Origin of the sequence: Mastigocoleus testarum BC008, assembly GCF_001456025.1 — a bacterium.
In the GTDB taxonomy this organism is placed as follows: Bacteria; Cyanobacteriota; Cyanobacteriia; order Cyanobacteriales; family Nostocaceae; genus Mastigocoleus; species Mastigocoleus testarum.
This window is the reverse complement of record NZ_LMTZ01000141.1, coordinates 44,025-66,159: the sequence shown is the minus strand read 5'-3', so window position 1 is coordinate 66,159 and position 22,135 is coordinate 44,025. Positions and strand designations below refer to the sequence as shown.

At 37.2% G+C, this 22,135-nt stretch carries 19 protein-coding genes; 10 read left to right on the top strand and 9 right to left on the bottom strand.

The features are described from left to right. Positions 1-478: 478 nt before the first annotated feature. Positions 479-3,049 (bottom strand): AAA-like domain-containing protein, encoded by a 2,571-nt coding sequence (locus tag BC008_RS50035; protein ID WP_063800850.1) that lies wholly within the window; start codon positions 3,047-3,049, stop codon positions 479-481. Here BC008_RS50035 and BC008_RS48925 point away from each other — a divergent pair. Continuing rightward, positions 3,023-3,277: a hypothetical protein gene (locus BC008_RS48925; protein ID WP_153009735.1), complete on the top strand. Its 255-nt coding sequence runs from the start codon at positions 3,023-3,025 to the stop codon at positions 3,275-3,277. The genes BC008_RS50035 and BC008_RS48925 overlap by 27 nt on opposite strands. Positions 3,278-3,324: 47 nt before the next feature. Here the strand turns inward: BC008_RS48925 and BC008_RS38140 are convergent, their stop codons facing one another. From BC008_RS38140 to BC008_RS38130, 3 genes are read right to left on the bottom strand one after another with little or no spacing between them, the layout of a single operon-like run. Continuing rightward, positions 3,325-4,365, bottom strand: coding sequence for an AAA-like domain-containing protein (locus BC008_RS38140; protein ID WP_058184529.1), 1,041 nt, complete (start codon positions 4,363-4,365; stop codon positions 3,325-3,327). Next, complete coding sequence (locus tag BC008_RS51870) at positions 4,362-6,650, bottom strand: effector-associated domain EAD1-containing protein (RefSeq protein ID WP_235596006.1); 2,289 nt, start codon at positions 6,648-6,650, stop codon at positions 4,362-4,364. Before BC008_RS51870 ends, BC008_RS38140 begins: the two co-directional genes overlap by 4 nt. Continuing rightward, entirely contained in the window at positions 6,650-8,866 is a 2,217-nt protein-coding gene (locus tag BC008_RS38130) for an AAA family ATPase (RefSeq protein WP_058184527.1), read from the bottom strand. Before BC008_RS38130 ends, BC008_RS51870 begins: the two co-directional genes overlap by 1 nt. A gap of 712 nt (positions 8,867-9,578) precedes the next feature. On the opposite strand from BC008_RS38130, the gene BC008_RS38125 reads away from it, so the two are divergent. Both BC008_RS38125 and BC008_RS38120 read left to right on the top strand, forming a co-directional pair. Continuing rightward, positions 9,579-10,460 carry an acyl-CoA desaturase gene (locus BC008_RS38125; protein WP_082650725.1) on the top strand — a complete coding sequence of 294 codons (882 nt, stop codon included), beginning with the start codon at positions 9,579-9,581 and terminating at the stop codon, positions 10,458-10,460. 268 nt (positions 10,461-10,728) lie between these two features. Then, positions 10,729-12,021, top strand: a complete 1,293-nt coding sequence (locus tag BC008_RS38120; RefSeq protein ID WP_027845189.1) for a class I SAM-dependent methyltransferase — start codon at positions 10,729-10,731, stop codon at positions 12,019-12,021. A 274-nt stretch (positions 12,022-12,295) separates the two neighbouring features. On the opposite strand, the gene BC008_RS38115 is transcribed toward BC008_RS38120, so the two are convergent. Together BC008_RS38115 and cobU are read right to left on the bottom strand one after the other, a co-directional pair. Next, on the bottom strand, positions 12,296-12,733 hold the full coding sequence (locus BC008_RS38115) for a hypothetical protein (protein WP_058184525.1): 438 nt from the start codon (positions 12,731-12,733) through the stop codon (positions 12,296-12,298). 57 nt (positions 12,734-12,790) lie between these two features. Further along, on the bottom strand, positions 12,791-13,339 hold the full coding sequence (gene cobU, locus BC008_RS38110; RefSeq protein WP_027846620.1) for a bifunctional adenosylcobinamide kinase/adenosylcobinamide-phosphate guanylyltransferase: 549 nt from the start codon (positions 13,337-13,339) through the stop codon (positions 12,791-12,793). 210 nt (positions 13,340-13,549) lie between these two features. On the opposite strand from cobU, the gene BC008_RS38105 reads away from it, so the two are divergent. The 3 genes from BC008_RS38105 to BC008_RS38095 all read left to right on the top strand — a co-directional run bounded on the left by BC008_RS38105 (position 13,550) and on the right by BC008_RS38095 (position 16,591). Continuing rightward, positions 13,550-14,335, top strand: coding sequence for a hypothetical protein (locus BC008_RS38105; RefSeq protein WP_027846621.1), 786 nt, complete (start codon positions 13,550-13,552; stop codon positions 14,333-14,335). A gap of 305 nt (positions 14,336-14,640) precedes the next feature. After that, positions 14,641-15,570: a glycosyltransferase gene (locus BC008_RS38100; protein ID WP_027846622.1), complete on the top strand. Its 930-nt coding sequence runs from the start codon at positions 14,641-14,643 to the stop codon at positions 15,568-15,570. Between the two features lie 73 nt (positions 15,571-15,643). Then, the gene (locus tag BC008_RS38095; RefSeq protein WP_027846623.1) at positions 15,644-16,591 is read left to right on the top strand and encodes a glycosyltransferase family 2 protein; all 948 of its coding nucleotides are present in this window, start codon (positions 15,644-15,646) and stop codon (positions 16,589-16,591) included. Here BC008_RS38095 and BC008_RS50030 read toward each other — a convergent pair. Continuing rightward, on the bottom strand, positions 16,588-16,746 hold the full coding sequence (locus tag BC008_RS50030) for a hypothetical protein (RefSeq protein ID WP_161938213.1): 159 nt from the start codon (positions 16,744-16,746) through the stop codon (positions 16,588-16,590). The two genes, BC008_RS38095 and BC008_RS50030, sit on opposite strands and share 4 nt — an antisense overlap. Positions 16,747-16,782: 36 nt before the next feature. Between BC008_RS50030 and hpsU the strand changes: the two genes are divergently transcribed. From hpsU to petJ, 3 genes are all read left to right on the top strand, one after another. Then, complete coding sequence (gene hpsU, locus BC008_RS38090; RefSeq protein ID WP_058184523.1) at positions 16,783-17,370, top strand: hormogonium polysaccharide biosynthesis acetyltransferase HpsU; 588 nt, start codon at positions 16,783-16,785, stop codon at positions 17,368-17,370. 163 nt (positions 17,371-17,533) lie between these two features. After that, complete coding sequence (locus BC008_RS38085) at positions 17,534-18,061, top strand: DUF3122 domain-containing protein (RefSeq protein WP_058184521.1); 528 nt, start codon at positions 17,534-17,536, stop codon at positions 18,059-18,061. Between the two features lie 107 nt (positions 18,062-18,168). Next, positions 18,169-18,552, top strand: coding sequence for a cytochrome c6 PetJ (gene petJ / locus BC008_RS38080; RefSeq protein ID WP_058184520.1), 384 nt, complete (start codon positions 18,169-18,171; stop codon positions 18,550-18,552). Positions 18,553-18,674: 122 nt separating this feature from the next. Here petJ and dcd read toward each other — a convergent pair whose 3' ends face one another. After that, the gene (dcd, locus tag BC008_RS38075) at positions 18,675-19,271 is read right to left on the bottom strand and encodes a dCTP deaminase (RefSeq protein WP_027845871.1); all 597 of its coding nucleotides are present in this window, start codon (positions 19,269-19,271) and stop codon (positions 18,675-18,677) included. A 174-nt stretch (positions 19,272-19,445) separates the two neighbouring features. Continuing rightward, positions 19,446-19,982, bottom strand: a complete 537-nt coding sequence (locus BC008_RS38070) for a P-loop NTPase family protein (protein ID WP_027845872.1) — start codon at positions 19,980-19,982, stop codon at positions 19,446-19,448. A gap of 382 nt (positions 19,983-20,364) precedes the next feature. On the opposite strand from BC008_RS38070, the gene BC008_RS38065 reads away from it, so the two are divergent. After that, positions 20,365-20,910 carry an adenylate kinase family protein gene (locus BC008_RS38065; RefSeq protein ID WP_027845873.1) on the top strand — a complete coding sequence of 182 codons (546 nt, stop codon included), beginning with the start codon at positions 20,365-20,367 and terminating at the stop codon, positions 20,908-20,910. The last annotated feature ends 1,225 nt before the right edge of the window (positions 20,911-22,135 follow it).

The following is a 22,135-nucleotide window of genomic DNA, read 5'->3' as shown; positions in this document are numbered from 1 at the left end:
TAATTCGGGATAAGTCCTCTTCTAATCCTTTTGGTTGGTCATGGATACCTGAGTAACTCCTTACCCCGGAATTTTGAGGGGATACGATTTTTTGTTGCTTATCGATTTCATTCACGGGTATTGGGTTTAAACTGAGATATTGCAGTCAGTATTCTCAATTAATCCCGATAATCCGCCTTGGAATAAATTCCCAGGCTCATAGGCGAAGTCTGATAAATCAGACTGGGTAAGGTTTGTAGTGCGTTTAAACGTACTTTGCTTATGACCCTTGTTCGCTAGAGCGGCAAAACTTTAGTGTTGAAATTGATTTCAAGGTGGGAATTTGGACAGAATGAGGTTGCTGGAAATTATCAGAAGCGGATTTTGTACGAGGTACAAACATACAGTTGTCTAGGTATTTACTTATGATTTTTTCCTAACGGCTAATCCTTCAAATCCTCTGTGGGGACTAGTTTATACCCAACGAACGCACTATATGTTACACTTTACAAGTCGCAGCGCGAGAAAATAAAATCCCCAGGAGTGAGCCCCCACCCCCAAACCAATCTCGTGGGAGTGATCCTTCTCGTGGAAGTGTACCTTCTGGTGCTTCTTGATAATTTTTATCGACTGTATTTATCACTTCTGTATACTGTGACCAATCCTTCCCACTATCATCATACCATCCCAGGCGGGAAATCCAACGAATATAAGCCTGTTGATCTTCTTGTTTAAACTCATCATTTATACCAATTCGATTTCCTGTCTTTAGCCAAATTTTCTTTTGTACGCTAAAACCAAAGCGTTGATCTGAGTGTTCTACCCATATTGAGTCAATATCTTGAAGGTCTTCGCAGGAGAAGTTTTTGAGGGAGTCTGAGTTCAAATAGTTTTGTTCTTCTCTATTCGCAACATAGAGCATAAGCTGATTCGTTCTTCTATCAGCTTGTCCCCATTTTTTGTTTACAAGTAAATTATTAAGGTCATCTAGATAATGTTCTTTTAAAGATTCCTTTACAGCCGTCTTAAGATTTTCATCCCCAGCTTTTGATAGTAAATCAATAAATTCTCGATGCAATGCTTCTACATTTTGTTTGGATAAAATTTTGATTTGCAGATTTTGGAATGGAGGACTGATATTAGCTATAGCTTTTCCTCTTTTTCCTTTGGATTTCAGACTTTTAAGGATATTGTAAGCTGATTTATATGCGTTAATCGCTTGCTGATTATTATCTTGCTCTTTAAATAAATTTCCTGAAGTTTTTAAAGTAAGGATACGAATTTGTGAAGCTGTATTAGAACTATATGCGTGTACTTTCTGTACATTACTGCGATCTAGATAATACTTTGCTTTTTTTAAATCCTTCGATTTTAACTTTTGGTAAGCATAAGATATACCAGAATATAGAACTGCTTTTCTGAGTTTATGGTCTTTTATATTTACGGATTGACCAGCTTGTGAAAACAATTCTTTGGCTTCAGAGTCAGAACCTTCATCTTCAAGTTCTCCTGCAAGTTTAGCCAATTTTTCAACTATTCCAAGATATTCATTACTATCTTGAATTTCTATGACTTTTTTTGCTGCTACAAAAGTTGATATCGCTGTAAATAATAAAGTAATAACTAAAACAATAGAACCAATACGAATCCGCTGTTTAGCTTTTTGATTCGCTTCACTCAATACCCGATTTATCTGTTCTATTGCTTCCTTTTCCTGAACAGCAATTTTCTCCTGAATTTCCTTCTCTCTACTAGCAGCTAAAAACTGCTTATCCTGATAACTTAAATTCTTATCTTTCGCCCATTTATCAGCATCTGCTAAAGCCTTTCCCCGCAAAAGTCGAGATTCATCTTTACCTCCAGAAGCAACCCAAAATTTAAAATTTTCCGAGTAGGGACGCAAATTATTTAATTCATTTTCAACCCAATTTTGGTTAAAAACTTCTTGATATATTTTGTTATAAACCCTTAATTTACCTTCTCGTCTCGCAACTAACCCCGAAAGCAGTAATTCACTTTGTTCAATAGTATTATCTGCTGTAATACTAATTGATAATGAACAAGATTCAAGCCCCCCTTCATAAGGGGGGTTGGGGGGATCTAAAATATCAGACTGCTCTTCTGAACACCGAATTTGTTGATATAAATCTAACAAATACCCAGCACGTTCCTCATTTCTAAAAATTCTGGAGCGAATCGTGCGTAAATGTTCCGGTTCATCTTGAGATTCCCAATTTTCAATAATTCGCGATTTGACAACTTCCTCAACAGTGCGCGAATTTTCTTGCTCCGATTCTTCGAGTATGAACTGACACAATTTTTGCGTCAGAAATGGTTGTCCCCCAGTCCAATATAAAATTTCTTCCATCACTGCTTGAGGTTCGCTAAATTTACCCTGCAAACCTTGTATTAACGGTTCAGTTTCATGCAATTGAAAACCTTTAAGAGAGATTGCTTTACCAATATTAAATGGGGTACGACTTTTATCTTGAATTAAATTTCCGGGTGATGCGACTCCCAACAAACAAAATGTGAGGCGTTTATATACGGGATTATCAACTCGCTGATTATAACAAGCACGAATAAAAGCAAAAAAATCATCCGTGGGAAACTTCAGACTGAGAACGCTATCAATTTCATCAATAAAAATAACAATATTTTCTTCAATTTCAACTAGTAGATGCTTTTCGAGAAAATTACTAAATCGCATCAAAGGTGAGTTTATTTGGTTTTTCTCCCACCAGTCTTTGAAGTTCAAATCCAGAACAAAGCTATCAATGAGCTTGACAATTAAATCTGCATACCAATTTTCTTGGGTAGCACTTTGAATACTTACAGAAGATAAATCAATCGATGCACATTCTACTCCAGCATCGGTTAGACGACTCATAGTTCTCACCCGCAAGCTGGATTTTCCCGATTGTCGGGAGTTCAGAACATAACAAAATTTACCATCTTGTAGCGCCTGATATAACTCATCATCAGCTTCCCGTTTGACGTAAGTGCTGGCATTTTCGGGTAAGCTGCCAGAAAATATATACTCATGAATATATTCGTCTTCGTCAAACATAATTCATATCACACCTATTTAAATAACCGTCATTGCGACATACACACTTACAGCAGTTCTCATTTATTTGAACAACACACCTCTTTCTTTCCTCCCTTGGGGGAGGTCAGGAGGGGGTTGGGGAGGTCAGGAAGAGGTTGGGGAGGTCAGGAGGGGGTTGGAGAAGGTCAGGAGGGGGTTGGAGGAGTTCAGGAGGAGGTTGAAGGAGTTCAGGGGGGGGTTAATTAACGCTTGGTATGTAGTAATCTATTTAATGGCGATTTGCTGGACATAAATTACCCTAAAAATTCTGAGAAGTACTGACGATATAAATTGCAACTAGGAACACAATCGTTACGAAGAATTTTAACCAAACCCAAACTGTGCAGTTTAAAAGTGATTTTCTGATCGAGTCGTACGGGTCGATCTGCATTCACCACTTGTTTATATGCTACCTCTAACTGAGAATCATTTTGTAAACTTTCTAACTGTTGTCCTAGGTGGTAACTAAAAATTCCTTGTACTGTGGGTGCAAGATTAATAAGTTCTTTTAAGGATATTTCCTGACTACCAAGGCTAGAAATTGCTTCCTGTAATAAATAAGGATGTCCTCCCACTAAACCCATTAATTCAATTATGTCTTGTTCTCCCAACTGACGATCTAATTCGTACTTCTTCACCAGTTCTTGTACTTGGTTTTGGTTAAACTCAGGTAATTCAACAGCTAATCCAACATTAAAGGGGGAGCGATTGATATCTAAAGTGGGATAAAGTTCAGTGGAATTAACCACCACTAACCGCAGTTTCCGCCAAATTTTACCCATTCTGTCCCCTTGCTTCGCGGTTTCATACCAACTCCGTAGCAATAAACAGAATTCAGGGAAAATATTTTCACATTGAAATAAACGCTCAAAATTATCGATCGCTAAAACTATAGGTTTATCAGTATTCGCTAATAAATATCTTTGAAAATAACGAGTACAACTAGTATTTAACCCCAAACTATCTTGCCAGTATTCATCCAAATTTGGCGGTTTATCTAAAATATCTGAAACATCAATACATAACCACTGTAAGAAACTTTTCAAGTCATTGAGAGTAGACTTATCCGCAAGCTTCAAGTCTAACTTTGCTGTTTGATAACCCTGCTGTCGAGCATGTTCCAATAATTTCTCTAACAGCAATGTTTTCCCCATTTTCTGCGCAGCTTTGATCCGAATTAACGCACCGGGTCGCAAAATTCCTTTTAAGCATTTTTCCTCAATGGGGGGTCGGTCAATATATATACTTATATTTGGATCTGGATTTCTCTCTGCTTCTACAGAATCTTCATTCACAGTTTTTTTTTCATCACCGGTATGGATTCTTGGGAAAAATCTTCCATTGCGATCGCAACCAAACCTTCATCAAAAGCTCTTTGGAAAATATCTTGATTGCTATCTTTTACTTCATACCCCAAAGCATCATAAAATCCTTGAGTAAATGCGATCGCAGTTTTGTCTTCAATCGGTTGGTTCATCCCGATCGCATAATTAATATGCTGACTAATTGCATTCGCAGACTCAAGAGAATTACAAGCATTGAGCAACACACAATTTACGTAATCAGCATGTAACCGAAACAGTAGTGCTAATCCTTGGGGTGGAACAGGTTTTTCATTACCTCCATCATCTTCTAACAGCAAACTACCATCTTCCAAACCATGTCCGCAGAAATGAACGATTTGGGGTTTTTCTTCAGCGATCGCTCTACGAATATCTTTGGGACGAACAGCAGTTCTTGTCCTAATATCAAATAAATCCCGTCTGCTTGCTCTACGGATTGCATCTTCAATTTCTCGTATTTCTTGATCCAAACGCAAACCAAGGGGGATTGCAGTCAAAATCAAAATTTTCTGCTGCTGAGTGTTTTGTTGTATGGGAGTATTAGGAATTGATATTACTTCTGGCTGGGAATTTTGTAACAGTTCTTCAGCAATAGCCTGTAAACTTAAATTTCCAGGATTTGACCTACGCGCAGCAGCAATTAAATCTTCAATCCAATTCTCAGCCTTTGATACTTTTATTAAATTAAATACAATTACTTGTAAGTTACTTCCACCAGCAATACTATCTAGATTTTTATCTAATTCAAAAGATAACATTTGCTCCAGTGATGCTTTGTTGGGAAAAGCATCCATCAAAGCATAGGTTAATTTCTTACTTTGTGGACCGGAAATATTCATATAACTTAATATAACTTCTTCCTCTTGTGAGAATTCTTGTTTGGACTGTCTATTTTTTCCTACCCTAATATCATCGGCAATTCTACTAAATACAGCTTCAATCAAAATTTTATTAAAAGGTGTTTGAGACTGTATTTGCAAGTTACTCAAATTTCTAATCCATTCTTTAGGAGATTCTGTAGCAATTTGTTTAAGACTAACCAAGATAGTACTTTTTGACTTACCCTCAAGTATCATCTCCAACAAAGGAACTAATTCAACATTAGCTGAATGTACAGTAAGAGAAACTAATTCCTCAGTACATTCTGCTAGTTTTCTCGCATTAATTGAACTTTTTAAAGTTTCTTCCAAATATTCTAATCTTTCTAGTAAACTATTTCTAAATAGAGTAGATTTAGACACATCTGTATCTATCTGTGCCTGAGTAATAACAAATGCTAAATGGATAGGAGAGCGCCAAGTCAATTTTCGATATCTGAGTCTTAAGAAACCCGCCCAAAAGACTTCTTGCCAGATTGGCGAATCATAAAATTTAGGAATATGAGGGCATTGATGATCCAACTGATAGCTAGGAAATTCTTGGCCTGATTCTGCTAATTTTTTTAAAGCTTGTTGAGCATAAATCGACAAGGAATTCCAACTATTTTCTAATGGTTCAAAGCAGCTAGATAAATCTTCGAAATATTCTGTTTCCTGACTGATTAATTCAACTAATGAGGGAACTCCATCTGCTAAGTCTGTTAAATTCAGAGCTTGTTCAATTCCCATTTCAGTAAATTTGCTTTGAACTTCCTGGTAAGAAAAACCCTTGACAAAAATTCGTTTAGCAATATTAAAAGGAGACTCTAAATCAGAAGGTTTATGACAACAAAGATTCCATAAAGGAGCACCTCCTACTACTAGAAAACGTAGTTTTTCACCGCCTTGTCCAGGAATTCCTATTTGCCTATGATATTCTCGTAGTAATAACAATAAGTCTTTTAATGGTTCTTCTGCAATACTAGTTAAAGCATGTAAAACAATTACTAAATAATTGGTAGTAGATTTCTTCCCCAAAAGATCCAGAATACTTCTTATTTGAAGGATAACGGGACATTCGGGATCTCGAGCAACTGCTTGCCTAAATTGGTTACATAAATCTGGTTGTGGTGGAATTTGAATAGATGCATCGATCAAGTTGTTCAGGAATATCTTCATAAACCGATCGCGATCCTGCACTCCTTGGGGGAGAGCCACAGCAATGAATTTCATGCCAGGTAAAGGAGATTTATTTGTGGCTATCAACTTAACTAGTGTTTTACAACCACTTCCACGTTGCCCCAATAAAGCAACATAATCTGATTTTAAAATTTCACATAAATCTTTTCTTAACTCTAAACGCTCAATTAGGACTGACATTACTCAGCCCTCCCCTTGTCTAACTCCGATTCCAAAAGAGAATGAGGATCGTTAGCTTTGATCGCATCAATTAAATAACCAGATAAAATCCGGAAACGAGCATTTTTTAACTTTTGCAGAACACCAAATTGTTTGAGAAAATCCAATGCAATATCGAGTTTATCCCTTGAAATAATAATGCCGTGGTGTTTGAAAACTTCAGTAATATCGCTTCTTTTTACTTCTCCTTTTATTGCAGTTAAGAGAGTAATCGCCATAGAATCCCATGTTTGAGCATATCTGTAATGCTCAAGTACGATATCCAAAAAATCAGGAGATTGCTCTATCTCTTCAATCATTGGATCACTAATTTCTGATACATCACTTTGACGAAGTTCATCTAGAAGCTGGAGGCAAAATTCTTGGATTAATACTGCAACACCTGCTGTACCCTCATAAATGCGATATGCTTGATTTTCATCAACTTCAAACCCCAATAGTTTCATCGGTCTTTGAATCAAATCTTTAGCAGCTTCTTTCGTGAGTCCTGTTAACGTCATTTCTTCTGCAAAGTTGCGAAATGGTCCACCTTCTATGGTGATCGCTTCCCGCAATTTAGCATGACCAGCAAGAAAGAATTCACAATAACCCTCATTTTGCAGTGCCCGCATCATATGTCCTAAATTAGAGCCACTGTTTAAATCTTTTTGGATCATTCTGTCTACTTCATCAAGCAGAAACACAAGGCGACTTTCTTGTTTATTTTTACTGTATGCTTTCAAAGCTGAAGACCAATCTTCTAAACTCATACCGATTGAGAAATCTTTACCCAACAACTCTAGGGTGTCTTTAAAGAAAGACTGGAAATCAAAAAAAGTCAACGGACCAATAACCTTCCATTCCCGTTTCTGCAATTTTCTCTTCAGCTTTTCCAGAAAGGAGGTTTTACCACTGCGGTGAGCACCAATAATGATTCCTCCTCTTTGCTCGCCACTGGTTATGCGTGCTAATTCATTTTCACGTCCAAAAAAAAGTTTAGCAATTCCCCTGGTTTTGTAAGGTAGCATCCCCGGTAAGGCAACTACATTAATTTGTCCAAATAGAAACCTGGCTAACCAAAAGAGTAAATTATTTTCCGGTACTACAATCATTTCTGTCAAAGATGAGGGACTAAACCAAATCACTTGTAATGGCGATAGCCCGTGAGGACATTTATCAATCACAGAAGCAAAAATTAAGAATGCTCCATTTCTTTGTTGGGTAATCTGCTTTAAGCGATCGTGTTGCGTACAGTCTTTTTCTCGACTCAAATAAAAAATCGCGTTTTGTGTTGGGAGTTGCAGACCAGTTTCGGGAAGAGTAATTTCCCAAAGACTACCATTAGAAAAATATGGAGAAGTAATGAGAGTTAAGTCTGTAGCTCTCATCTGCCGCATAATCGCTTGTGCTAACCGCTGAAAATCTCGAATTGATTGATTATTGATTGCTAGACGAATTTCCTCAATATCTTCAATGCGCGTTTCAATTGCTTTTAAATCTTCGTTTCTGATTCCTAAAACTGAGCTAAAACGGTCACATCTGTAACGAGTTTCCTGACTGAGTGGATATTCTTGTTGTACAGCTTTTGAAAACTCCTCTTCATAGTGCTTCAGTACTTGCTCATATTGTTGTAATTTAACTTCACCTCTCTTTATGAGAACTGGGGTCAAATATTCTGGAATTCCTTCTAGTTGTATAGCATTACAGCTAAATTTATAAGCAGACTCAATTGGATATCCAGCACCCAGTACATCATAAAAAGCAATTGCAAATTGTAAAGCAGCACGATCACCAATTGCATGATTTGTTCCAATCACATAGGGAATATATTGAGCGATCGCAGTAGCTTGTATTTGCGAATAACAACCATCTAGTAATACACAATCCACCCGATCAGCAAATAATTTAAATAGATTTGCTAAAATCTCAGCACTCACTACACTGGTTTTTCCAGTTTCATCTTCAAGGGCTAAACCCTCTTCTGCACCATGTCCCAAAAAATGCACAATCTGAGGTTCGCGATCCAATAAACCGCGAAATAAATCATCAGTCCGCACTGCCCATGTGGAGGTAATTTCAAATCCCTGGCGACGTTTACTACGTCTCAAACCTTCCTGAATTTCCCGTATCTCCTCATCTAAAAGTAGCCGCGTTGCATCCTTAGGATTTGCTGCCAAAATTAAGATTTTTTGCACCATTCACTTAAAACTCATAAGGTTTTCTTACTCAATAGGTTTTGCCAGTCACCAGAACACCTAATTTGGCAATATATTTTTACTACTCACTTACCTTAGTTTCTTGAACTCGTTACCTTCCAGCCATTGACCAATCAATTCAGTTACTGCTTAACTCATTTTTGCTATGTAACGTTTAATCAGCATTTAAATGTTTCTTCTGTAACTTCAATAGCATGGATAAATATTACACTTTATCAGGATTTAATAGCTAATTATACTGAAACAAAACTACAAATGCACAAAATCTGATTCCGGACTATCTTATATTTCACGCATATTAATATTTTATTGTCCGAACTGTGCCGTATGTTATCTGCAAAGTATAAACCTTACCAATAATTTTATTTTTCATAAACGCTGTTTAACTTATTTCTGATAGACAGCTTGAAATTGAAGTTGATAATATTACCCAATCGCAAATCCCTAATCCCCAATCCCCAATCCCTAGTCGCCATATGCCGCTTGCGGCGGCACGCAGTGCTATCCCCAATCCCCCAAACGTACAGCAGTTGTCAGAGGTAATTCCTAAACAAAGCTATACTTAATACCGACTCCCGCTCCTAAACATAAACGTAACCCCCTACAAACGGTAGGGAACAATTATGCTTAGGTTTTTAGTCCGTGTCAGAAGTGGGAAGAACTCCAATTTGGTGTAGGGTGAAAAAATAACTTCATGAATAGTAATTTATCTCAAGCTTCTTTATCTCAAGCTTCTTTATCTCAAGATAATTCACCTTCTCCTCGACCGGCGGTGATTATTTTTACTAGTGTACTTCATCTAGCAGTACTATTGGTATTCCTACCCCACACTTTTAGCTGGGCTGCTGTAGGGGTCGCAGTCTTATTACACTGGATGACAATAGGTCTGGGAATTTCCTTTGGCTTTCATCGTTTAGCAACCCACCGCAGCTTACAGACTCCCAAATGGTTAGAGTACTTCCTGATTCTTTGTGGTACTTTAGCCCTGCAAGGAGGTGTGTTTGGCTGGGTTGGATACCATCGACTACATCATCTGCATTCTGACCAACAAGGAGACCCCCATAACTCCCGAGAAGGTTTTTGGTGGAGTCACATCAACTGGTTAATGCACACTGTTCCCAGCAAAAATGAATATCCACGTTTTATCAAAGATATAGCTGATGACCCGTTCTATCGTTTTTGTCATCGGTATTATATTGAACTTCAGGTAGCATTAGCAATTATCTTATATTTTCTTGGTGGCTGGTCTTTTGTTATTTGGGGAATATTTGTACGCTTATTTGTCGGACTTCACTCTACTATGTTCGTCAACAGCGCTTGCCATATGGTAGGGTATCGCAGTCATGATTCAAACGATACTTCTACTAACTGTTGGTGGGTTGCTTTCCTAACCTTCGGTGAAGGCTGGCATAATAACCATCATGCTTTTCAGTATTCTGCGCGTCATGGTTTGAAATGGTGGGAAATTGACATTACTTGGATGACCATTCGATTATTGCAAATCCTTGGATTAGCTACCAATGTCAAAGTTGCACAAAAGTCATCAAGTACAAGCGACCGCAAATTAGCAGATTAAAAGGGAATGGAGAAGGGAGAACACAGAAAAGAAACCCGATCCAAAATACTCTAGTTAATAAATAAATCCGTAGCTTTTTTGCTTCCCTAAACCCTTTAAAAGCGATAAAACTAGCTCAAAGTCCCCCTTCCTAAGGGGGTTTTCAAATAATTTTGTCTTTCAAACATGCTGCACTTACACCATCTTTCCTTTACAATTAGCAACTAAAAAACAATTCCCTTCTATCTCCTGCTCAAACTTCCCTTCTCAATCAAAGGATATTGAATATATGACCCCAACCCAAGCACCAGAAAAAAAAGAACAAGAAATCATTACTCCTTCTAGCCCTAATTGGAGCGATCGCATTTCTCATCTACCAACCGGAGAACGCTATCTTTACCAACTTTTTAGCTTGATTAAAGAAGGTAATTTAACAGTAATTAACCCAGCAGGTAAAGTTTTCCATTTTGGTCGGACAGATATTTTACCAGCCCTACGTTTGCGGGTTCGTAACCCCGGTACCTACGATCGCGTCTTGGCTTTCGGTGCGCTTGGGTTTGGTGAAGCGTATATGGAAGGTTGGTGGGATGAGGAAAACGATAATCTCATTGAACTTCTTGGTTTGTTTTATCGTAGTAACGTATACGCAAAAGCGAACCAAAGAGTAACAATTCCCCTATTGTTCAAAGTATTAACACAACGTCTGCGCACATTACCCACTCAAATTCAAAATAGTCGTAAAAACGTACAATATCACTACGACTTAGGAAACGATTTCTATCAACTTTTTCTCGACCCAACATTAACCTATTCCTGTGGTTATCGGATTCAAGAAACCGATTCCATAGAGCAAATGCAGCTGCAAAAATATGAATTAATTTGTAAGAAACTAGCGCTAAAACCCGGAGAATCCCTAATTGATATCGGTTGTGGATGGGGTGGAATGCTGATCTACGCTGCTGAAAATTATGGCGTTACTGGAACGGGTATTACTCTGAGTGACGAACAAGCAGCACTAGCAAAAGAAAGAATTAAAGCAAAAGGTCTGAGCGACAAAATAAAAATCGAGATTGCTGATTACCGAGAAATAAAAGGACAGTACGATAAATTTGTCAGCATCGGGATGTTTGAACATGTTGGTAAAGATAGTTTTGCAACCTTCATGGAAAAAACATCAGAATTATTAACTCCCGATGGAGTAGGTCTGTTGCACACAATTGGGACCGAAGGTAATGAACGAATCGGTACTTGGACTGCTAAATATATTTTTCCTGGTGGTTACATTCCACAGCTTCGGGAATTGACGCAAGAACTTTGGGGCGCTAAGCTATCTGTTGCCCATTGTGAAAATCTCAGACCTCACTACGCAGAAACTCTAAAATATTGGGCTGAAAATTTTACTGAAAATAGGGAAAAAATTGCATTGTTGGGAGAAACATATAATGAAAAATTCCTACGTATGTGGTATCTCTATCTACAATCTTCCGAATCTTCTTTTAGGTATGGTAGCTTACATGTTTATCAGCTACTTTTTTATAAGGGTAAGCAATGGAAGTTAGATTATCCTTTAAGGTTTAGTTAAAAGCTAATTGGTAATTGGTAATTGGTAATTGAAGATTTCTCAATACCTGTATAAGTTGCAGATTTAGGAATGTATCGATAACAGTCAGCAACGAATTAAAGGTATTTTGTTACATTTAATTGAATAATACCAAATAAAAATTAAGAATAGGTTCTGACTTTTGTTTAGCTTCATCATTGCCAATTACCCATTACCCATTACCCATTACCCATTACCCATTACCCATTACCCATTACCAATTACCCATTACCCATAAAGCTCTAGATAAGGAGTATTAATCAATACATCCTTTTCTTGACCCTTGTGATTTTGCAACTTTGCTACAAATTTCTTGGAGTTTCTCCTGAGAGTTTACCGGAATACGTGGTTGTGGTAAGTCAGTGTTAGGCCAGTTCCCTAAATCGTGACAAGGACATATATGTGATGATACACCCGCATCAACTATTGCAACTGGCATAGAACAGCGGGCGCAAGAAACTATCTTCCAAGAGGGTTGGAGCAATTGAGAAATAGTTTGCTCCGTTGTTTCTAAATGCCATTCATCACTCTCAGAAGACATGATTAAATTCCAACAGTTCTCAAATTCCTGACTGTAGCCACGATCACTAAAAATCTGACTAGGTAATAAAACTTGAGAATCACTACTTATAACTCGCTTATTTAGTTGAAACCAACAAGCAAGATATTGTTTAACTTCATTTGTATTTGCCATATACTAATTTTAATTTTGTCAGCCAATGATTTGGAGCAATCAAATCGGAATTTTAAGTTAAGATTTGGAGTTTGGCAGGGGATAACCGAGTAAGCTCAAGTTAAGAACATGGCCTCCAGTAACTAAATATACATCTTCAGATACGGTGCCTAATTTTCGCACCAAAGAACCGAGACGATCGCGAAAAATCCGACCAACAGGGTAAGCTGGTATGACACCCCAACCTGTTTCCTCGGCAACAAAAATCATCTGGGCTGCAACTAAATCAACAGTATCTAAGAAATCTTCAACGATTCTTTCCCAGGTAGATTCATCTTCCTCAAGAAGATTGGCGACCCAGGTTCCCAAAGAATCTATCAACACACAGGTGTTGGCTGTCGCATCTGCAAGAGATGCTGGGAGATCCTCCGGTACTTCCAAGGTAGACCATTCTGGTGGACGACGTTTTTGATGTTTTTCAATGCGTTCATGCCATTCTTTGTCGTCCAGATTATTAGTTGCTGTTGCGATATAAACAACGGGTTTCTTCGACTGTATGGCTAACATTTCTGCCCACTCACTTTTTCCTGAGCGACAGGGTCCGGTCACAAGAATGACTTTACTCAAAGTTATTTCCTTAGTATCTTAAATAAGCTGGGATTGTATTTTTTATTTTCCCTCTTTAGGGTTAAGAATATATTTGTCCGATAACTGTTAAAAAGTAAAACGATCGCCGGTATCTTTGATGTACTTGTCTGGCACATACCAAAAATCCCATCAAAACAATCAAATCATCACCAAGCAAGATCTAGAACTGCAAATATTTGGGATGTAATTATGAACGCAAGGTTAAAACGGATTGAGGCAACTTTACATAATTTAGATGACACGGAGAACAATAAAGTGTCTGAAGTTACACAGAATCCCCAACAATCCTTTTCGTTTACAATTGACACCTCTGTCCCTACAGAAGCAGATGTCACTCGAGATTCTTCAGTCTCTCCAGAACAAACTGTAGAAGAAAATATGTTTGTTGAGAATAACGGAGTACAGGCATTTAGTACAAACAAACACGATTTTCCCATGCCCAACCTCCCCAAATTCAAGACTCCTAACTTTACTAGTCACCACAATAGCGCTAATCCTGCATTAGCTACCAATATCCTACAAGAGATACAGCAAATGGCTAGCTCCTGGCAAGCAGAATTACAACAAATAGTCCGCCAAATTCAAGATCTTTATTTGCAGGGACCGATCATAAATGGCTGGTTAGAATCAGACGTCAAAGAAAAGCCAAAAGGTTCTAGCAGCGAAGGGAAAGCAAAACTACGTCATGGTGATGTCGATCAACTAATGGACTATGTGGAGAAAATTTGCGCTGCACAAACAGAAGCATTAAATAAAGGACCTACCACCGGCTACCGCCTGTGCGGTTTAGATTCCTCCGGTAAAGTTTGGTCTCGTCCTTGTCCTGCAGAACAGATTCCCAGCATCAGTATGGGAATTGCCAGGTATAAAAAACTAAGGCAAATGTTAGGGCGCAAACAGTACTTAGAAAATCGCCTGAATCAATTAGCTCAAACATTAGTAGTTTTGCACGGTCATCTTAAGTCTGAGGCGTAATAGATCGCTTGTTATTTACCTTGCATTTGTTCTGATGGATTAAACCGTATCTTTCAGGATTCCTCAGCGCGCTCGCGTAATATAAATTCTGCTTATTCTTTATCCTCCTTAATATTTATTCCATTGTATTCCCTATTACCTCTAGTCTTATTTTTGACAAATACATAATTTCCGAAAAAACTCGGTTGGTAGGTATGTATCTTCTGGTTTAGATTAGCTCTGAGCAAGCAGTTACTGGTTAATTATTTTGTCACTGACTCAGAATATTTATCGGTAATTATACTAGCATTAAAAGTATTTAGCTTATGCCAGACACGCAAATCTCTGCCATTATCTGCACTCACAATCGAGATACTTATTTAGGAGCAGCGATTGACAGCCTACTAGCGCAAAACTTTGCTGCTGGCTTTGAGGTGGTAGTTGTCGACAACAAATCTAGCGATCGCACTCGTGAAGTTGTCGAGAGAAAATTATCTGATCCCCGTCTCAAATACGTATATGAGCCACAAATAGGTTTGTCCGTTGCTCGAAATACGGGTGCTAAAGTTTCTTGTGGGAAAATACTAGCATATCTTGATGATGATGCTGTAGCTAGCGAAAGTTGGCTGCAGATTTTATATTTAGCCTACGAACAAAACCCAAAGCTAGCAATTGCTGGTGGTAAGGTGACATTATTATGGCCCCCAGGAAAGCAAGCACCTGTATGGCTGTCAGCTAGCTTAGCTGGAAATTTAGGAGCATACGACCTGGGTGAAAGCACTGTTTACATTAACAATCCCGGTTTAACTCCCAGAGGTTTAAATTATTCAATTCGTCGCTGTTTTCTGGATGAAATTGGCGGTTTCGATCCCAATCTCGGTCGAGTAGGTAAAAATTTACTATCCAATGAAGAATTACAAATGACGGAGTTAGCCCTTAGTAAGGGTTGGGAAGTGGCATATCTACCTGATGCTTTAGTTGCACATAATGTCTCTGAAGAACGAATCAAGCGTTCCTGGTTTTTCCGTAGAGGTTGGTGGCAAGGTATTAGCGAATGTTATCGAGAGCAATTGGCTGGAACTGCTGGTGTCGGTCAACTGGTACGTGGTAGTGAAAGATTTTTGCGCGGTCTATATAAAGCATTGCAATGTATTTGGAACCCAGCAGAACGCTTTGACAAAATTGTTTATACCTATGGTCAAATTGGTTATTTGAATGCAGCTGTTCGGGGTCTCGTCTCAAAAAATAAACACTAAAGAGAAATTTACAACTTAAGAAATACTAACTAAGAAATAACAACACAAAGATAAAATAAAAAATAATTATATTATGTCTAACAAAATTCCCGTTTCTGTCTTAATCCCAGCCAAAAATGAAGAAGCGAATTTACCTGCTTGTTTAGAGAGCCTGCAAAAAGCTGACGAAATCTTTGTTGTTGATTCCCAAAGCGACGATAAAAGTGTTGAAATATGCGAAAGCTATGGAGCAAAGGTTGTCCAATTTCACTTTAATGGACGCTGGCCAAAGAAGAAAAATTGGTCTTTAGAAAATATAGAATTTCGTAACGAATGGGTATTAATTGTTGACTGTGATGAACGGATTACTCCCGAATTATGGCAAGAAATTGCTTACTCAATTAATAATCCTGAATTCAATGGTTATTACCTCAATCGTCGCGTCTTTTTCTTAGGTAAATGGATTCGCTTCGGTGGTAAATATCCCGATTGGAATTTGCGATTATTTAAACATAAACTAGGTCGCTACGAAAACCTAAATACAGAAGATATTCGCAACACAGGTGATAACGAAGTTCACGAACATGTAATTTTAAATGGGAAGGTGGGCTATCTCAAAAACGATATGCTTCATGAAGACTTCCGGGATTTATACCATTGGTTAGCGCGACATAATCGTTATTCCAACTGGGAAGCTCGCGTATATTACAACTTACTTACAGGTAAAGGTGATAGCGGTACAATCGGCGCGAGTTTGTTTGGCGATGCAGTTCAACGCAAACGATTTTTGAAGAAAATTTGGGTGAGATTACCGTTTAAACCATTGCTCCGCTTTATTTTGTTCTACATTCTTCAGGGTGGTTTTTTAGATGGGAAAGCCGGATATATCTACGGCAGACTTTTGAGTCAATATGAATATCAAATCGGCGTCAAACTCTTCGAATTACGTAACTGTGACGGTCAACTCAATACCGGAAATAAAACAGTCAATCGCGATCGCTCATCATCCCTGACTCAAAAAATCGAACAAACTGCTACTTAGGAATGTGGATTAAATAAAGACAAAAGTAGGGTGCTGTTAGCATCGCGTAACGCACCATTCCAAATTTCAGAATTACTATTACCATCCCAAAATCGCCATTCACCGTAAGGTGCGGGCTCACCCCAGTCGCCAGTCGCCATATGCCGCGGCGGCACGCGGTGCTATCCCTAATCCCTAATCCCTAATCCCCAATGAATACTGCACCATTCTCAGTTAGTGATACAAAACCTTTTGTAGATCTGCGTAAATACGACCAATCTTGGTTCGACCGAGGGCGTCCCGGTTGGTTTGTATTGTTGTGGTGGTTTGTACAAGCAATTGCTTTTCCCTTGACACCCCATCCCATGAATGGTTTACGCTGTGCTATTTTACGGTTATTTGGCGCTCGTATTGGTAAGGGAGTACTGATTCGACCTACAGCACGTTTTACTTATCCTTGGAAAGTTACTATTGGTGATTACAGTTGGATTGGCGATGACGTTGTTTTATATAGTTTTGAAGCAATAAATATCGGTAATCATAGTATTGTATCCCAAAAAAGTTATCTGTGTACTGGTAGCCACGATATTCACGATCCAGCTTTTGGATTAAAAACTGCAGGTATTACCATTGGTGATGGAGCATGGATTGCTACTGATTGTTTTATTGCTCCGGGAGTAGAGATTGGTGCTAACGCTGTAATTGGTGCTCGGAGTAGCGTTTTTACAAAAATACCTGCAGGACAAGTTTGTTGGGGAAGTCCTTGTCGTCCTCAATATCCGCGAAAAAACATTGGTTAAAATTCTACCAAAATAATATTTAATAGCTGACTGTAGGGGCGCACCGAAGTGCGCCCTTAATTTTGGTATTATTTTTGATCGCTGCAATGGGTGACTTATTCTTCTTCGTGAATGACATGATTTTTGGTACTGTACTATTGGAGCAGAGCAAAAGATAAATATAATGATAGGAAGTCGCAATTGGGACAATTTCTGGCGACTTTGGCATTACTGGTTAATTGTTTTATTTCTAATAGTAATTAACTTAGTATCAATGCCAGGAGAAGCATTAGCATTACTACGCCAGCATCATGAAACACCTGGGGTTTTACGGTATCATTCCCAAGTTTCGATTAAAGATGATTCGGGAATGGCTTGGCAAGTGGTACTTTATAAAAAAAACAATCCTGGCGCTGCAGAAAATATTAACCTGCGTTTAGTAGGCTTTCCAGGTGTGGTAGAAATTTCTCATCCCCAATCCTTGGAAATATTAACTAGGAATGGGAAATTACTCAGTGCGATTGATGTTTACGCCAAAACCTCTCCTGCGCCCAACGTGGGGGAATACAGACTGACAAATATATTAAGTCAGTTATCCACAACAGATTCTTTAGAGCTTCATATCCCATTGCAATTTCAGGAAAATCTTACTTTGAAAATTCCTAGCAACGTAGTTACAGAATGGCAGTGGTTATTAACTGATTTTGATTGAATTACAACAGGAGCCAGAAGTCAGAATGTAAGAGTCCAATGCTATATAAAATCTATTTATGTTAAAGTCCAAAATCTGCGAACGAAAAATCTGCAAGTAAAAAATTTATGTATTCACTCAAGCAATTATGGAAATCGATAAAGCCTTTAAAGTTACTCTATATTTTGTTTTTTCTCCTATTACTTTCCAACACAGTTTTCCTCCCCAGCGCTTCAGCAATGAATATCCCAGCAGATATAACCAATGGCGAGAAGATTTTTAAAGCTAATTGTGCTGGTTGTCATATCAACGGTGGAAACATTATTAGGCGGGGAAAAAATTTAAAATTAAGGGCGTTGAAAAGATACAAAATGGATTCAGTAGAAGCAATTTCTGCGATTGTGGCAAATGGCAAGAATAATATGTCAGCCTACAAAGACCGTTTGAGTGTAACAGAAATTAGAGATGTTGCAGCTTATGTCCTAGGAAAAGCTGAAACTGGATGGAAGTAAGTTTTCACTATCAATTTTGTCACTATCAATTATTTACTATCAATTTCCAACTATTCGTCATACAAAACCAAAGCCCTGGTCATGGAACCTGTATAGGGCATTGGAAACTTCTTATTTAAATTTTAAACTCTTGGGAGTACAACTTGATGAGGTTGGTCTTGATATTTTCCTAAACGATCCTCATAGGTGACATCACAAGGTTCTCCCTCAAAAAATAATAGTTGAGCAATACCTTCGTTTGCATAAACTCGACAATCTGCGCTGGAACTATTACTTAATTCCAAAGTTAAATTGCCGCGCCAACAAGCTTCAGCAGGAGTAGCATTGAGAATAATAGAACATCTTGCATATGTTGACTTACCAAGACATATGATGGTGATGTTCGGCGGTACAATTAATTTTTCTAGGGCAATTCCTAGTCCATAGGAATGTGCCGGAATAATAAAATAATCTCCATTTTCATCATGATGTAAAGGTACAGATTCTAAATTATCTGGATTAAATTTTTTTGGATCTACTACCGTACCTGGAATATGTCTAAAAATTAAAAACTGCTTGGGACTTAAACGAATATCATATCCGTAGGATGAAGAACCATAGCTTAAAACTTTTCTAAATTTTTTATCTGGTAATTCTATTTCACGTACTAAAGAAGATTCAAAGGGTTCAATCATGCCTGTCTTGGCTTGCTCAATAATCCATCTGTCATTTTTCAACATATATATTCTTTTTTGTTAACAAACACAGTTTCTAATCGTATCTCAAAAATTTTTGCGATGGAACAGAGCTTTTAAGTTAATGAGAGTTTAAGAGTCTTCTTTTTTCGGTAAAGTGGGCATTGCCCACACTACACCTTAGTTAACTCCACGTACTATGGAACTTGTCAAGCAGTTTTATGATTCATGAGTGCGTCGAATTTCTGTAATTTGGTCTGCTAAATCTAAAATTGATTTAGGCATTTGAGCACCTGTAAGTATGATGTCCACATGTGGCGGACGCTTTGCCAAAAATTCTAAAACCTCTGCTTCAGGAATTAAACCAAAGTGAATTGCTAAACTTAACTCATCTAAAACAACGAGAGAATACTTACCCTCCCGTACTACTTTTTGTGTATGTTGCCACAATTGATGTAACGATTCAGTTTCAGCCTCATCTAAATGGGGTGTGTCAATACAACGGGGTAGATCGCAACGAATCCAATCTAACTTTTGTCCTAATCGAGTCGGCTTTTCATAGCCTTGTCGTATACCACCTTTGAGAAACTGGACTATTAATACTGAAGTTCCTTGACCAGCTATCCTCAGTGATTGAGCGATGACGCTTGTAAAAAAACTACGATGATTACTAGTGAAAACTTGTAGTAAACCTTCTACTGAATATGGTAAGCTGTTGGTTAAATTTACGTTTGGACTTTCCAGTTGGGCGACCATGATTCCCTGTTAAAAAATTACTAGAGAGTAAAGAGAATTTACTGATATCTATTGTTCTAAATATGCTTGTTTAAGCAAGCTATATCTAGTTATCTGTAGTTGATTGTGCTTACAGTGCATTATTAGTCAAACACTTGCTTTGCTGTTAAGTCAAGGTCTTTCAAAATTTGTATGAGTTATTATCGTTAAAGGTTTTTAGTAAAAATTTAAACATTATTACAGCAGTACAAATTAATTCAAAATAATTAGGAATATGACATTAGTATTTTGATTTCTTGTGTTTTGCAAATCCTAACGAGATATAAATGTTAAATTTATCGTTTATTTGGGAAAAACTAATTTAGATAGCTGTTAATGTAACATTTGATAGGAGCACTTTGTTGTGAAATTGGTAATTTTAGGAGGTTCGGGTTCTGGTAAAAGTACGCAAGCAGAGATGCTTTGTACGAATTTGAATGTTCCTATAATTTCCACAGGTGAGGTTTTACGGAAAGCAATTTCTAATTCTTCTAATTTAGGAATTCGCGCTCAACCATATTTAGAAGCTGGGGAGTTAGTACCGGATGAAATGATGATTGAGTTTATTAAAAATCACCTCAAAGAACCAGAATTCCAGGGTGGTTGGTTATTAGAAGGTTATCCTCGTACAGCTTTTCAAGCAGAAGAACTGGATTTTTTGTTGGAAGAATTGGGACAACAACTGAATTGGGTTATTTATTTGCAGGTAACGCAAGACGCAATGATCGCTCGTTGTTTGGACCGTTCGCTTCCGGATGACCAACCAGAAATAATTCAACGTCGCATTGAATTATTTTACGAGCGTACTATTCCTATTCTTGAATATTATGACCGGCGTTGTCGTTTGTTGAAGATTGACGGTGATCGAAGCTCTGAAGAAGTGCAGCAAAGTATCAAGAATTTGATTTAAATCTATTTGATTTTATTTTCATAATGCCTCAAGCATTGATCCATAAAGCATTTAGGCTTATTTTATGAGTTTTATATAATGATTGCATCAAAAAATCAAATTATGAACATACGGTAGTTGATGATTTCTATATCAAAAGATAAATGTACACAATTCTTACCAAAAGAAAGACCTTGAAGTATTTTTGATCTCAATTAAAACTTTTCTTAACTTATTTATTTGCTGAAGTGTGTTTGGCTGAAGTGTGTTTGAGAGATAAACTGCTTTTCCAAACATCAAAATATAAGCTGCAAAATATCGACTTAAAATATTGACTTAAAAATATAATATTCAAAAGATATTCAGACGTAATAATACATTGATATATAAAATATATAGTTAATTTTTTTTGTAAGTATTCTGAGTATTTACATTCATCAAGGTTACCAAAAGATTAACAAGCAATAAATGACATCAAATAATTTTAGATATAATTCACTTATTTAAGTATATTCAAACTAAGCTACAAAATGTTGAGTTTAGTAACAAAAATAGCTATGAAATTAATCTATAATTGGATTGTAAGCTTGTCAAGTCACTTACATTCTTGGCATTTTACTTTTTAGCGCAGCTAAAAATCGTTGTTTCTTCAAGAGTTAAATAAATTTAAGAATTATTTTAGCTAATTTTATTGAGAAATCCTCTTGGATGTGTAGTAATATTTATAACGCAATTTAATTTGTTAACTCATAAATCAACAAATTAATTACTATCATTGCAATGGATAAAGATTTAAGACATTAATTGTAACCTACTTACATATTGGAATAAAAAGGGTAAATCGATATATACACTTAGAGATACAAGAGAAAGACAATTGTAGACAAAAGTCAGAATTTTAGAAAATTATAAGTTTTTATCGATGGGAAAAGCTTTAAAGTTTTAATACAGAGAAACTAATTTTTATACACAATCTTCCAATTAAGTAAATATCCATTGTTCTTACTAACGATCATTGGGTGCGTTAATAAAAGTTTTGAAAGTTATTAGAACTTTTTAATCGCTATAAATAGAATCAAGTCTCAAAGATGTCTTAAATATATTTAGGTAGTATTTCTCACGGCACTGTCAGAAAATATGAATAAAGTGAAAATATTTTAACTGGGAGGATTTAATTACTTAGGGAGGAGGAGAATGAAAAAGAAACAGTTATAAATTAGTCATTTTTAGTCTGTACCCAAACTAA